This is a genomic window from Paenibacillus sp. YPG26, from assembly GCF_023704175.1.
Lineage (GTDB): Bacteria > Bacillota > Bacilli > Paenibacillales > Paenibacillaceae > Fontibacillus.
Genome location: NZ_CP084530.1, coordinates 593,119 through 605,671, shown reverse-complemented (window position 1 = coordinate 605,671; position 12,553 = coordinate 593,119). Strand labels below are relative to the sequence as shown.

The following is a 12,553-nucleotide window of genomic DNA, read 5'->3' as shown; positions in this document are numbered from 1 at the left end:
CCCCGGCAGGAGGATCGGATCCCTATGAACCAGCCTACACCTATACTTGTCTCATCCGCCGCCTCCATTCCATCCTTCCCGTCCGCGCGGCCGGAAGATCTGGATACAGACCCCGCATGGCTGGACGACGCGGATTCTCTAATTCTGCGCAAGTACCCCCGAATGCACAGCTTCCTCGTTGTCAGGCGCGGCCAGCTCATATATGAGAAGTATTATAACGGCTATCATATCGCCTCGCTGAATGATCTCAGGTCCGCTACCAAAAGCTTCATGTCTGTCTTGATCGGGATTGCCTTAGCGCGAGGCGAAATGCAGGACCTGGACAGCCCCGTGTGGGGGCTTGTGAGCAAATATGCCCCATCCCGGCCTGATCCGTTATGGGATACAATAACTTTAAGACATCTTCTGACTATGACCTCCGGGCTCTACTGGGAGACCGGCTCAAAGCTTGGAGAGAAGTTCATTCACCGGTTCCACAAGAGCCGCAGCTTGGCCAGGTTCATCTTGAGACTGCCCGTTCAAGAGGAAATGCTGGGGACATTTCAGTATAGAAGTACCGATTCCCATATGCTCTCCGTGTTGTTAACAGAGATGACCGGGTACAGCGCTTTTAGTTACGCGCAGTCGCATTTATTTGAGCACCTTGGCATTTATCATGCGGGGTGGTCGGCAAGTGCCGAAGGGCATACTATGGGTCATATAGGACTGTCCCTTACTTCCCGGGATATGGCCAAATTCGGCCAGATGTGCCTGAATGGGGGGATATGGGAAGGGAAGCGGGTCGTGCCGGAGGAGTGGCTCCAGCAATCGTTCATCCCGCGGTCTGAACCTTATTTCGGATATGGCAGCTATGGTTATCAGTGGTGGAACGGCACGGAAGATGGAGTCCATTTCACATACGCCCACGGCCACGGAGGTCAGCAGATTATTCTGATCCCCTCCTTGGAAGCAACCGTGGTATTTACAGCCGACAGCACGGTGAGCCGGTGGAGAAATCCCCGGCAGCTGTTGAGGAATTATGTAATCCCAGCTATGCGGACATGACAAGATAACATTCAAGCCCCAGATGTCAGAGGAGGAATTGATCTGTATGAATGCTGCAGCCAAATCACCGAAAATTATGGTGCTCTACGCAAGCTATGGAGATGGCCATTATCAGGCATCCAAGGCCATTGAGGCTTCTTTTCATCATAAGGGTATTCATAATGTGGTGCTTCTGGATCTGATGGCTATGGCACACCCTGTCATTAACAGCTTAACCAAATTCGTATATATGCAGAGCTTCCGGACCCTTCCAGCCGTCTATGGCTGGGTGTATAACGTTACCAAGGATATGCAGCCGGATAAGCCCTTCTCAAATATTCTGCACTCGTTCGGCATGCGCAAGCTTGAACAGATGATTACCGATCATGAGCCGGATCTGATCATTCACACCTTCCCCCAGCTGGTCATGCCCAAGCTGATGAAGAAGACCGGACTGTCCCTGCCGCTTGTAAATGTGGTGACCGATTTCGATCTCCACGGCCGCTGGATTCATCCCGGAGTGGACCGCTACTATGTGGCTACGGATGATCTGAAGCTTGAAGCCGTCAGCCGCGGAATTCCAGAGCACCGAGTGCTGGCCACCGGGATTCCCATCAAGCCTGACTTCGGGCGGACACATGAGCCCGACCCCCGAGTTACGGAGAAGCTGGATCCCCGTAAGAAGACGGTTCTTCTTATGGCGGGCGCTTACGGCGTGATGCAAGGAATTCGCGATATGATCCAGCCCCTGCTCGGCAGCGGGGACTTCCAGGTTATTGCCGCCTGTGGCAAAAATGTGGAGCTTCAGCGCATTCTGCAGGAGCAGTATGGAGACAGGCCGAACTTTCAGGTATTCGGCTTCGTGAACGAGGTTGCCCGCCTGATGCAGACCTGTGACTGCATCATTACCAAGCCAGGGGGCATCACTCTGTCCGAGTCTCTGGCCAGCCGCCTGCCGATGTTCCTGTACAGGCCTGTGCCTGGTCAAGAGCTCAATAACGCCCGGTATCTGGAGAGTAAGGGAATCGCGTCCATCGCCTATACACCTTCCGACTTGGTGGACCAGGTTAAGGGGTTATTCGCTGCCATAGACCATCTCGAAGAAAGGCAAGAGCGGATTGAACTCCTGCGGAGGCCCAATTCCGCCGAATTGATTGTGAATGATATTCTGGAACAATGGTTCTCTGAGACTTGGAACTCTGCTCCGGCGGATGCTGAACTCGCTTGTCCTGTAGGAGCGGTCTAGGAAAGGCTGCTCTAGTTCTGGGCAGACGGGCTATGCATACAATGTAGAGAGAAGGACAAGTGGCTAATGGCCGCTCCTTCATCCTGTATGTGTAGAAGGTGATTTCTTGTCGCCCTTTAGATCCTCTACAGGTCTGCCCGAGAACCTGGCGGGCTTTCTCTGTTATCTCATTCCATTCGCAGGCGGTGCGGTTATGCTTGCCCTGGAGAAGCGCAGCCGGTATGTCATGTTCCATGCTCTTCAATCCATTATCCTGTTCGGCCTGCTAGCCCTTGGTCATGTGGCAGCCGGATTCGTCCCGCTAATCGGAGGGCTCGCCTCCATGCTGCTCGGGCTGACTGGCGCTGTCTTCTGGGTCCTTCTCATGCTGGCATCCCTGATGGGAAGATTCTATAAAGTGCCTCTTATCGGCGATATTGCTGAGGATCAGATGCGGCGCCTCTAGCTTGCTTCACAGCCACAGAGAGATATTTACGGCTATATAGGTACCAAATATCGAAGAGGTCTCGGTGCTCTACGGAGGTGCTATCCATTTCAATTGGACGCCATATCCCTAACAGCTATTGTCCGTTGTTATTCCATGGAATGAAGTTCTGGCCTTTGTATGCAGCACAAAAAGCCGCAGATCCTGTTTAGAGGACCTGCGGCTTATAATTTTAATCAGTAATTTCAGACAGTAGAAGCTGCCATAGCTTTTAAATTCAGACGCCCGAAGTCTCCCCATGGGAAGCTGCGGAGGATGACTCCGAAGCCCCGCGCATCCCATTGAATAACAGATTCATGATGATGGCTGTCACACTCCCTGCTACAATCCCGTTATCTACAAGAATACGCAGCCAGCTTGGAAGCTGGTCGAACAAGGTTGGTACCGTGGTAACACCAAGACCCATGCCGACCGAGCAGGCAATGATCAGCAGATTCTCATACCGGTTCAAGTCCACCTGATCCCCGAGCATCCGTATGCCCGAAGAGAGAACCAGACCGAAGAGGGACACCATCGCACCGCCAAGCACAGCCGTTGGAATGATCTGGGTGAGCGCCGCGATCTTCGGTACGAAGCCGATGAGGACCAGCAATCCGCCCGCGACCACGATCACATCGCGGGTCTTCACGCGGCTCATCTGGACAAGGCCGACATTCTGGGAATAGGTCGTGTAAGGGAATGAATTGAAGAGTCCGCCAAGCATAATGGCAAGGCCTTCAGCCCGGTATCCCCTGGCCAGGTCTTTCGAGGTCACTTCTTTATCCACAATCTTGCCCAGTGCCAGGAACACGCCTGTCGATTCCGCTACGCTGACAATCGCCACCAGGATCATCGTCAGAATCGCGGACACATGAAAGGTCGGTACTCCGAAATAAAGCGGCTGAACCGCGTGGAACCAGCTTGCTTCAAGTACCGGAGAGAAATCCACCTTACCCATAAGCGCGGCAGCCAGGGTACCCAGGACTAGACCAAGCAGGACGGAGATCGAACGCACGAACCCTTTGGCGAAGCGATTAAGCAGTATAACCAGCAGGAGGACGCCGAAGCCCAGCGCCAGATTCAGCAGACTCCCGAACTCCGGATTCTTCTCGGGATTGCCGCCGCCAAGATCGCCCAAGGCTGTAGGAATCAGGGTCACCCCAATAATCGTAACCACTGAACCTGTGACCACCGGCGGGAAGAAACGGATCAGCTTGCTGAACATGCCTGCGAACAGGAACACGAACAGCCCTGATGCAAGAATCGCGCCATATATGGCGGAGACGCCCATTCCTTCCTCGGTCCCAATCGCAATCATGGGAGAGATGGATTGGAAGGCGCACCCGAGCATAACCGGAAGTCCAATCCCGAAATACTTGTTACCCCATACCTGAAGCAGGGATGCCACACCGCAAGCCAGCAGATCAATGGCAATGAGATAGGTCAGCTGCTCTTGGCTCAAATTTAATGCTTCACCTACGATCAGCGGGACAATTACCGCACCGGCATACATCGCCAGCACGTGCTGAATCCCCAATGAGAAAGTCTGCATAGGGTGTCTGTTTCTCTGAAAAATACGTTCTCTCGCCATCTTGCACCTGCCCTCTAATTATTCAATAACGTCTTCCGCAAAAGTGACCGTTCCGTTCTCCAGAGAAGCAACGCGTACCAGAGACTCCACCTGATAACCAGCCTCCTGCAGCAGTCTTCCTCCAGGCTGGAACGCCTTCTCGATCACGATTCCGATCCCCGCCACCTTGGCGCCGATCTGTTCCACAATACGGGCCAGTCCAAATGCGGCTTCCCCGTTAGCCAGGAAATCGTCAATGATCAGCACCCGGTCCTCCGGACACAGGAACTTCTTCGATACGGTAATCTCGTTCGACTCCTTCTTCGTGAAGGAATATACCTTCTCAACCAGGATGTTATCCCGAAGGGTCAGCGACTTATGCTTACGCGCAAAAATCATCGGCACATCAAGCTCCAGGGCCGTCATAATGGCTGGAGCGATACCTGAGGATTCGATCGTCAGCACTTTCGTAATCTCTTCACCTGCGAAGCGGCGGGTGAACTCCCGTCCCACTTCCTTCATAAGCACCGGATCCATCTGATGATTCAGAAATGAATCGACCTTCAGTACCTGATCGCTTAACACGATCCCTTCCTGCATAACCTTATCCCTTAACAGTTTCATCTCTTTTTCCCCCTCCAATTTCTGAACTGCAGATCGGCTTGTTCCTGATAGATTTCGAAAGCCCATCCTCCGAAGTTCGGAGAATGGGCTAAGCACGGCGACAGCTATTCACGCTGGCACGGAGTGAATTCACAATCTGCTCTTGCCCGTAGTCCGATCATTCCGGTGATCTGGTAGAAACGTGCGGGCCCATTCCAGCACATATACGAGAAGTAATGAATCATTTCCTAATGAAAAAGAAATGAAAGTATATAAATAGGTTTCATTCAATGTTAGAAGTATAACTTAAGAAATGCCCAGAAATAAAGAGGTATTTCGTGGAGTTTTCGATTTTTTTTCAAAATCCGACATGTTTCGCCTGCAGCTTATTCTAGCTTTATACTATAAAAGACACTATTGCCCAGAATTATCATTCATGTACAATAGACTGCATGAACTTTTTGTTATTTGATAAAAGGAGAGAGACGAGCATGGGTTTTATAAAAGAATTCAAAGAATTCGCGGTTAAAGGAAATGTGATTGATCTGGCAGTGGGGGTCATTGTGGGGGCGGCCTTTGGGAAGATCGTGACTTCGCTGGTCAATGATATCATCATGCCTCCGATCGGCAAGATTCTCGGTAACGTGAACTTTAAGGACCTGTACTATCCGCTGGATAATGTCGGTTCCCCTTGGCCTTCGCTGGCTAAGGTTACTGAACAAGGCAAGTCTGTCATCGCTTACGGTCAGTTCATCAATACCCTGATTGATTTTCTCATTGTGTCCTTCTGCATCTTCATGCTGGTTAAAGGCATTAACTTCATCCGCCGTGCGGAAGAGAAGAAGCCCGAGCCGGAGAAGACCACCAAGGAATGTCCTTATTGCATGTCCGATATTCCGGCCAAAGCGACCCGTTGTGCTCACTGCACCTCGGTGCTGGAGGGCGAGGGAGCAGAACTTGGAAGGTAAAATGAGCTTATAAAGGTGAGGAGTATCTTTCATCCCTCCAGCCGTTTGAATCTTCGGATAGACAGAAAAATACACAGTTACTGAAAAGAGGATTAACAGGACTCCCCAATAGAGCCACGCCTGGGGTGCAGTGTACGTGGAATTGATTCATGCCATGGTTAGAGACCAGGTATATACGCCTCAATCTTATAGAGATGTATTAGTATAACTCAAAAAAGGCCACCCGATTTGAAGTGCCCCCGTTAGGTAGACAGGTGAAATAATAAAACCTGTCTGCCAAGGGGAGCATATCAATTCCGGTTGGCCTTCCCTTCTATAATACAATGCTCCTATTCTTCTAAAGCGGCTTGGACTGCGGAGGCAGAAGATTCGAGATTACGGACTTCAAGTTGCGGTCCTCCACATATGAATCTTCCCCGGTATCCAGATCCCGGATACGAATCTCCTTATAATCCGCGTCCGCATTCAGAGGGGTAAATACGAGCTTCTCCTTATCGGACAGCCTGAGTTCATAGCCCATATCCTGGAACATACTGAGGAAGTCAGCCTCCGTTGGCGCTTTGCCCGCTTCCAGTATAATTAATCCCCGTAGCGCCTTGACTTGTTCGGGATGAACTACATCAAAATGCACAATACACTCCATCATCAACACTCCTTGGTCGTTTCTAGAAGTCTACCCTAATATAGAGTAAATTAATGCGATGTGCGTTATTTCACTGCAAAAGGCCTAAATCTGTTCAGATCCGCAGCTCGGGCACCACTTAGTCCCTTTAGGAATCGGCGCCCCGCAAATCTGGCAGTTCGTCTTCTCAAGCGGAGTATCCTCATACCGTTTCTCTTCCACAGGATATGCTGAATGAGCCTGCTTCCCCTGCTCCTGCTCCTGGTCAGGACTTAGCACATTCTCTTTCCATGTGCGAATACGCCGATCCAGCTCGAGCTGCCGCTCCCGTTCGCGCTCCAGCTCACGCAGACGGCGTTCCTCCTCTTCGGGACTCAGCCGTTCACGCTCTGAGACATATTCCGGCTCCAGAATAATTGGATCCAAATCAATAGATTTCTTCTCCTGGTATGTAGGGGCTGCTTCTTCCCGGGCCTCAGCCACAGGCTCCACGTCTTGAGCTTTCTTGGCCGCAGCGCCGCCGTCATACTTCTCAAGCTTTTGGCCGCAATAAGGACAGAAGATCGCTTCTTCAGGAACCACCTTGCCGCACGCGCATAATCTCTCATTGCGCAGTGAGGCGATCTTGAGTCTAAGCTCATCCTTCTCTTCATTCAGCAGATCACAGGTTTTAGCCAGATCCATCATTTCCTTCTCGGCCTTGGACATATCCGATTCGCGGTATCCTTCATAGAAGACCTGCCCCATACGCTGGAAGTAAATCCCCATCTCACGTTCAATATTTGAAATTTGGTTATTTAGCTTGCTGATTTCAACCGCATTTTGCGCACGCTCAGTCGCCTTACCCGCACCCTTTTTAATTCGCTGCAAGAAATCCATAAACGTTCTCCTCCCATTTCCCCTAAAACCTTCCCTGAATTGAAAGGCGGCATCTGGTTTCTTAATTGTCTTATACACTTCACTATGAATTGAAACCATTATCCATGTCAAATCCCGATACTTCATCCCATGAATAAATTACTTTCAAGAAACCAGACAACTCTTTCATGCAGTATATCATTCATCCCATATATCATACCAGATTTCGACCTTTCTGGGAAAATGCCCTGATTCACCCGCCGAAACCACGTGTATAGAAGTATAAAAATACCGGGAGTGAACTTGGGATGAATAATGCGAAGACGCGATATTACGTTTCGGTCACACATCAACTTATTCAAGACGTAGAGAATGAATCGGCAGAATACAAAGTAGATCTGGATGATGAAGAGCTCGGTCTGCTCCGGGATAAGCTGGATGAGCTAGCCAAAGAGGACGAGTACACCTTGAAGCGGGCACCCGTCCCGTATAAATCGGCCGACAAGGACGAAGCCACCGATCATTACAACGACAAGCTTATCGCTGTCTATGCGTACTTGCATCAGATCGGCGATGAGAAGACGAGACAGGCCATCGAGAGCTTGGGGGTGCTCGGCAAGCTGGAGAACTCCGATTACGACGACAAAGGATATGGCGAAGGTTCACCCACGAATAAATAAGGTTCGTGGGCTAAGGAACAAGATTTCCTGCGTAATGAACCAGGATTTCAAGATAAGAGAACAAGGCTGGCCTTGCGAGCATTCTCGCGAAGCCAGCCTTGTTCTCTTGGTTCAGGAGCAACTTAGTTTGATTGAAGTGATTTAGAGTGACCTGTTACGAGTTGGTGCCGGCTTGTGCGGTTTGTGCGGTTAGTGCATTAAATACACCTGAGCGCTTGGGAGTGGCGCCTCTAAGGTGAGGAAGACTGCCGCACGGCGGACAGTCTTCTCCCCTGCTCCCGGGTCCGCTCCATCAGCCGGGCTTCGATGCGTCTAACCCCGGCCGCCGCGCCGGGAATCCCCGGCAGCAGCTCCGCCCAGGCCTGCGCATCCGCAGCAGGCGCAGGCTGCTCTTCCTCTGACGTCAAGCTGATCTTGACGTCATGGAACTGCGGACCGGGCACATGCAGCCGGTCCTGTTCCGCCGCCTCGGCCAGCCATTCGGCCAGGGCCGGGCCTTGGCGCTCCGCGCGGCTGCCCGCATCGCTCCGGCGGGCAGCCGCGGCCGGCAGATCGGATGCTCCCGCAGGGGCATCCGCCGCCCAGGCCGCGAAGACCGCGCCCTGCAGGCGCTGCGGCGCAAGCCCCAGCGCCGCCAAGCGCAGCTGCGGCGCGGCCTTCCACTGCGCCGCGGCAAGCTTCGCGGCCGCGGCGACATGGGCGCAGCCGCTGGCGGCGCAGCTACAGGCGCCAGCTGGCGCGCCGGAAGCTGTGCCGCCCGGCGCCTGCGCCCATGGCGGCTCCGCAGGCAGCAGCGCCGCAGCGCTGGCGGGCTGCCCGCCCTGGAGCAGCTCGGCGAGCTCCAGGGGGCGCGAGCCGAGCTGCTCCACAAGCCGGGCCAGCAGCCCGGCGTCCGGCGCAGCAAGCGGAAAGGTTACTGTGCAGACAGGACGCGTGTTTTCCGCCTCTGTTTCTGTATCAGTACCCGTTCCTGTTTCTGTTTCCGCTTTTGTTTCAGTATCAGTTCCCGTTCCCGTTTCCACTTCCGCTGTCCCTTCCACTGCGGCCTTCTCCTGCTGCTCTTGGTTCACACCCAGCTCCACTTGAAGCTCACCTTCGGAAGCGGTCACCCGTCCTTCCTGCTTGGTCCTCTTCATCACCCGTCCCCCTCCTTCTGATCTCGCGATTTCAACTGCCCTCTTAAGTCACGTCTCCGGTTGAATATGAATAATGCTGCACAACCAGCTTGAAACCCAGGCTGGCCCGGTTCCATCAGGTTCACGTTAGCTCAACCGGCTTACTCGCGACCCATCTGTCGTCTAGTCATGCCGGTCCCATTTGTCCACCTGCAAGATCCTAACCCCAGTCACCCGTCTGCAAGGTAATCAGGCTCTGCAGCTCCTCGCTCGACATCTCGGTCAGCCACTGCTCCCCAGAGCCTACCACCTGCTCGGACAAAGACTTCTTCCGTTCTATCAATTCATCAATCCGTTCTTCCAGCGTTCCCTGGCAGATCAGCTTATGAACCTCCACATTCTTCTCCTGTCCAATACGGAAGACACGGTCGGTGGCCTGATTCTCCACAGCCGGGTTCCACCAGCGGTCAAAGTGAATGACATGGTTGGCGCGGGTAAGATTGAGGCCCACGCCTCCTGCTTTGAGGGACAGAATGAAGATGGAGGGACCCTTGCCCTCCTGGAACAGATTCACCATCCGGTCCCGGTCATTCTTAGCCACTCCCCCGTGTAGGAAGAATGGAGCTGTATCATAATGCTCTGCCAGCTGCTTCACAAGCAGCTCGCCCATCTGGACATACTGCGTGAAGATTAGTGCAGCTTCGCCGTTCTCACGGATCATATCAAGCAGCTCCAGAAGACGCTCGGTCTTGCCGGATCGTCCCGCCATCCCTTCCGGTCTCGCCTGGTCATACAGTGAAGGATGATCACAGATCTGCTTGAGCCGGGTCAGTGATGACAGCACGAGTCCCTTGCGGGCAATACCGGTACTCTCCTGAATCCGGGACATCAGATCATCGGTGACCACCCGGTATAGTCTTGCCTGCTCTACCGTCAGCGAGCAGTACGATTTGATCTCAATCTTCTCCGGCAGATCCTTGCGGATGTCCGGATCACTCTTCAGACGGCGCAGCAGGAACGGGGCAACAAGCTTCCGCAGCCGGAGCAGCTCGGTCGCCTGCTCTTCTCCTCCTCCTGTATACTGCTTGCGAAAAGAAGCATAAGTGCCAAGATACCCGGGATTCAGGAACTGAAAGATTGACCACAGCTCACTAAGCCGGTTCTCTACCGGTGTTCCCGTCATCGCAATACGATGAGGAGCGCTCAGTTTCATCACACTCTGTGCCTGCTTGGTACTGTAGTTCTTAATATACTGGGCTTCATCCAGAATAATAGACTCCCACTGGGCTTCTTTCAGCTCTTTGGCATCACGTCCCGCCAGATGATAGGTTGTAAGAACAATATCATGCTCCCTGCACGCCTTCATGAATGGCTCTCCATGAAGCCGGTTCGTTCCATGATGGATATACAGCCGAAGCTCCGGGGCGAACCGGCTGAGCTCCTTCTGCCAGTTCCCCAGCAGAGATGTCGGGCAGACAATAAGCCTCGTACCTTCCACGTGGTCACTTAGAAGGGTGGTGATCACTTGAACGGTCTTGCCAAGACCCATATCATCTGCGAGAAGAGCGCCGAATCCGAGTGACTTCATGGTAGAGAGCCACTGATATCCCCGCTCCTGATAAGGCCGGAGTGTTCCCTGCAGAGACACTGGAACAGGAAGAGGCTTCAGATTCTTAAGCACTCCCCCTTCCATCAGTGCGGCGATCAGCCCGGTCGTCTCTACCCCTTCCACGTACAGGCCTTCATAACGACCTTCCTCCAGGGAATCATTCGTCAGATGCATAAGCTCCTTGAAGGTCATGCTGCCTTGCTCGTGCTTCTTCATATAACGCAGGACCTGACGGATCTCCTTGACATCAATCTCAATCCATTCCCCGCGGAAAAGCACCAGAGGTGCACGGGCTGAAGCAAGCTCGGCAAGCTCCGCCTGGGTAAGCTTATGGCCGCTCAGCACAGCCTCCATCTCGAAATGGACGACCTGTTCAACCCCCAGCTTGGGCTTCTCTCCCTTGCCCGCTTCTACCGGATCCCAGCTTGAAGTCTTAATCCGGACTCCGGCCCGCCGCTTGCCTTCCTTAGTCCATCGTACAGGCATCTGTACAGTGACCCCATGCTTCCGCAGCACGGGCACCGACTTGCTAAGGAACGAATAGACCTCATCAGGACTCAGCTTGACGAATTCAGGCCGGGGCACCTGCATAGCGGCGGCCACTTCCGGCGAGACCTCCGCAGCCTTAGCCAGCCGCAGCAGCAGATTCTCCTGCACTCCGCTGTATTTCCGTCCACGGATCAGCATTTCCTGGCTCGGCTGATTCCAGATCAGAGCCGCCGGGAGCAGAAGTGTCGCATCCTCAGGCACCTCGGCCCAGACCGACAGTCCCCATGTGCGCGCCGAAGACTCTGCCGCCTCACTTTCGCCTGGGGGCTCCAGTCTTAAGCAGAGGCGAAATCCGGCACCTGGTGCTGGTTCATCCTCTGAGGATGCGTCAGGCAGGTCTCCGCCCAGAATCGAGATCTCTCCGGCCAGCTCTTCAATTTCAGCCGCAGTCCCTTGAATATCCAGGGGTCTGTCACCGCTCAGAAGTCCTTCCCACCATAGCTCAATCAGCGGCGAGACGCCTCTGCGGTATCTGCCTTTCACGGAGTTCAGCTCCTTGCCAAGCTCCTTGGTTGTGTTGCGCACTTCATAATCGATGAACGCCGTCAAAAAAGAATGCAGCACACCGAGCTGACGGGCTTCTACAGAGAGCTCCTCCTCCGAAGACACATGCTGCACAGGCGCAAGCCCGATAGGCGGCATGCTGCCAGCAAGCTGCCGGAACCGTTCCTCGTCATGGATATCATCCAGCCGGGGCCCCCATACCGCCCTGAGCGCCAATTGACCGCTCCGTCTGCGGGCACCCGGAACGGCAGCCGGTCGTGCCGATGGGGCAATGGCGCCGCGGAGCATCAGCTCCAGCGCAAATTTTGCCGCGCAGCTCCAGTAGGTCATTTCCTCCCCTGGCATTATCCCTTTCGCCGTCATCTCCGACTCCTCGTAATTCAGCAGCAGAGGCCAAGCTTCCCCGGGAGACAGGGCCAAGCCTTCAAGTGTTCTCCCCAGCAGTCCCTTCCGTTCACCCCGGCGGGCTGCGCCGCGAAGAGCAGGTGCTGTCCAGCGGAGCTCGGCAAGCCGCAGTGCCGCTTGCTGAAAAGGACGCGCCCCGTAAGCGAGTTCAAGCCTCCTCAGTGAGGCTGTCCAGGCATCCACCTTCGATTCCGATGCTTCCCCCGAGAAGCAGAAGAATACGTCTCCGAGCCAAATTCCATACAAGTGTTGATTCATTGCTTTCTCCTGTCTATTCACGATTGCATATCCGGTACACATACATTACTAACATATTATACGACAAACCGTCATTTTAA

Annotated in this window: 11 protein-coding genes and 1 riboswitch; of the genes, 5 read left to right on the top strand and 6 right to left on the bottom strand. The window is 53.6% G+C overall.

What is annotated here, in order from left to right; all coding sequences use genetic code 11:
• Positions 1 to 24 precede the first annotated feature (24 nt).
• From LDO05_RS02695 to LDO05_RS02685, 3 genes are all read left to right on the top strand, one after another.
• The gene (locus tag LDO05_RS02695) at positions 25 to 1,044 is read left to right on the top strand and encodes a serine hydrolase domain-containing protein (RefSeq protein ID WP_251377386.1); all 1,020 of its coding nucleotides are present in this window, start codon (positions 25 to 27) and stop codon (positions 1,042 to 1,044) included.
• A gap of 46 nt (positions 1,045 to 1,090) precedes the next feature.
• A complete protein-coding gene (locus LDO05_RS02690) occupies positions 1,091 to 2,269 on the top strand; it encodes an MGDG synthase family glycosyltransferase (RefSeq protein ID WP_251377385.1) in 1,179 nt (392 codons plus the stop codon).
• A 106-nt stretch (positions 2,270 to 2,375) separates the two neighbouring features.
• Positions 2,376 to 2,714, top strand: a complete 339-nt coding sequence (locus tag LDO05_RS02685; RefSeq protein WP_251377384.1) for a DUF4870 domain-containing protein — start codon at positions 2,376 to 2,378, stop codon at positions 2,712 to 2,714.
• 256 nt (positions 2,715 to 2,970) lie between these two features.
• Here the strand turns inward: LDO05_RS02685 and LDO05_RS02680 are convergent, their stop codons facing one another.
• Positions 2,971 to 4,323, bottom strand: coding sequence for a nucleobase:cation symporter-2 family protein (locus tag LDO05_RS02680; protein WP_251377383.1), 1,353 nt, complete (start codon positions 4,321 to 4,323; stop codon positions 2,971 to 2,973).
• 18 nt (positions 4,324 to 4,341) lie between these two features.
• Positions 4,342 to 4,926, bottom strand: a complete 585-nt coding sequence (locus LDO05_RS02675; RefSeq protein ID WP_251377382.1) for a xanthine phosphoribosyltransferase — start codon at positions 4,924 to 4,926, stop codon at positions 4,342 to 4,344.
• A 129-nt stretch (positions 4,927 to 5,055) separates the two neighbouring features.
• Positions 5,056 to 5,155: riboswitch (purine riboswitch) on the bottom strand.
• A gap of 241 nt (positions 5,156 to 5,396) precedes the next feature.
• On the opposite strand from LDO05_RS02675, the gene mscL reads away from it, so the two are divergent.
• Positions 5,397 to 5,873: a large conductance mechanosensitive channel protein MscL gene (mscL, locus tag LDO05_RS02670; RefSeq protein WP_251377381.1), complete on the top strand. Its 477-nt coding sequence runs from the start codon at positions 5,397 to 5,399 to the stop codon at positions 5,871 to 5,873.
• 337 nt (positions 5,874 to 6,210) lie between these two features.
• Here the strand turns inward: mscL and LDO05_RS02665 are convergent, their stop codons facing one another.
• Both LDO05_RS02665 and LDO05_RS02660 read right to left on the bottom strand, forming a co-directional pair.
• The gene (locus LDO05_RS02665; RefSeq protein ID WP_346657610.1) at positions 6,211 to 6,519 is read right to left on the bottom strand and encodes a hypothetical protein; all 309 of its coding nucleotides are present in this window, start codon (positions 6,517 to 6,519) and stop codon (positions 6,211 to 6,213) included.
• An 81-nt stretch (positions 6,520 to 6,600) separates the two neighbouring features.
• Entirely contained in the window at positions 6,601 to 7,374 is a 774-nt protein-coding gene (locus LDO05_RS02660) for a zinc ribbon domain-containing protein (RefSeq protein ID WP_251377380.1), read from the bottom strand.
• A 287-nt stretch (positions 7,375 to 7,661) separates the two neighbouring features.
• Here LDO05_RS02660 and LDO05_RS02655 point away from each other — a divergent pair, with 287 nt between their 5' ends.
• Complete coding sequence (locus tag LDO05_RS02655; protein ID WP_251377379.1) at positions 7,662 to 8,033, top strand: hypothetical protein; 372 nt, start codon at positions 7,662 to 7,664, stop codon at positions 8,031 to 8,033.
• Between the two features lie 230 nt (positions 8,034 to 8,263).
• Here LDO05_RS02655 and LDO05_RS02650 read toward each other — a convergent pair whose 3' ends face one another.
• Together LDO05_RS02650 and LDO05_RS02645 are read right to left on the bottom strand one after the other, a co-directional pair.
• Positions 8,264 to 9,169 (bottom strand): hypothetical protein, encoded by a 906-nt coding sequence (locus LDO05_RS02650; RefSeq protein ID WP_251377378.1) that lies wholly within the window; start codon positions 9,167 to 9,169, stop codon positions 8,264 to 8,266.
• A gap of 199 nt (positions 9,170 to 9,368) precedes the next feature.
• The gene (locus tag LDO05_RS02645) at positions 9,369 to 12,473 is read right to left on the bottom strand and encodes a DEAD/DEAH box helicase (RefSeq protein ID WP_251377377.1); all 3,105 of its coding nucleotides are present in this window, start codon (positions 12,471 to 12,473) and stop codon (positions 9,369 to 9,371) included.
• Positions 12,474 to 12,553 lie beyond the last annotated feature (80 nt).

Bases quoted from the DNA above. Each gene is read 5' to 3' on its own strand.
- LDO05_RS02645 (WP_251377377.1), bottom strand. From the start codon at position 12,473: ATGAATCAACACTTGTATGGAATTTGGCTCGGAGACGTATTCTTCTGC.
- LDO05_RS02650 (WP_251377378.1), bottom strand. From the start codon at position 9,169: ATGAAGAGGACCAAGCAGGAAGGACGGGTGACCGCTTCCGAAGGTGAG.
- LDO05_RS02675 (WP_251377382.1), bottom strand. From the start codon at position 4,926: ATGAAACTGTTAAGGGATAAGGTTATGCAGGAAGGGATCGTGTTAAGC.
- LDO05_RS02665 (WP_346657610.1), bottom strand. From the start codon at position 6,519: ATGATGGAGTGTATTGTGCATTTTGATGTAGTTCATCCCGAACAAGTC.
- LDO05_RS02695 (WP_251377386.1), top strand. From the start codon at position 25: ATGAACCAGCCTACACCTATACTTGTCTCATCCGCCGCCTCCATTCCA.
- mscL (WP_251377381.1), top strand. From the start codon at position 5,397: ATGGGTTTTATAAAAGAATTCAAAGAATTCGCGGTTAAAGGAAATGTG.
- LDO05_RS02690 (WP_251377385.1), top strand. From the start codon at position 1,091: ATGAATGCTGCAGCCAAATCACCGAAAATTATGGTGCTCTACGCAAGC.
- LDO05_RS02680 (WP_251377383.1), bottom strand. From the start codon at position 4,323: ATGGCGAGAGAACGTATTTTTCAGAGAAACAGACACCCTATGCAGACT.
- LDO05_RS02655 (WP_251377379.1), top strand. From the start codon at position 7,662: ATGAATAATGCGAAGACGCGATATTACGTTTCGGTCACACATCAACTT.
- LDO05_RS02660 (WP_251377380.1), bottom strand. From the start codon at position 7,374: ATGGATTTCTTGCAGCGAATTAAAAAGGGTGCGGGTAAGGCGACTGAG.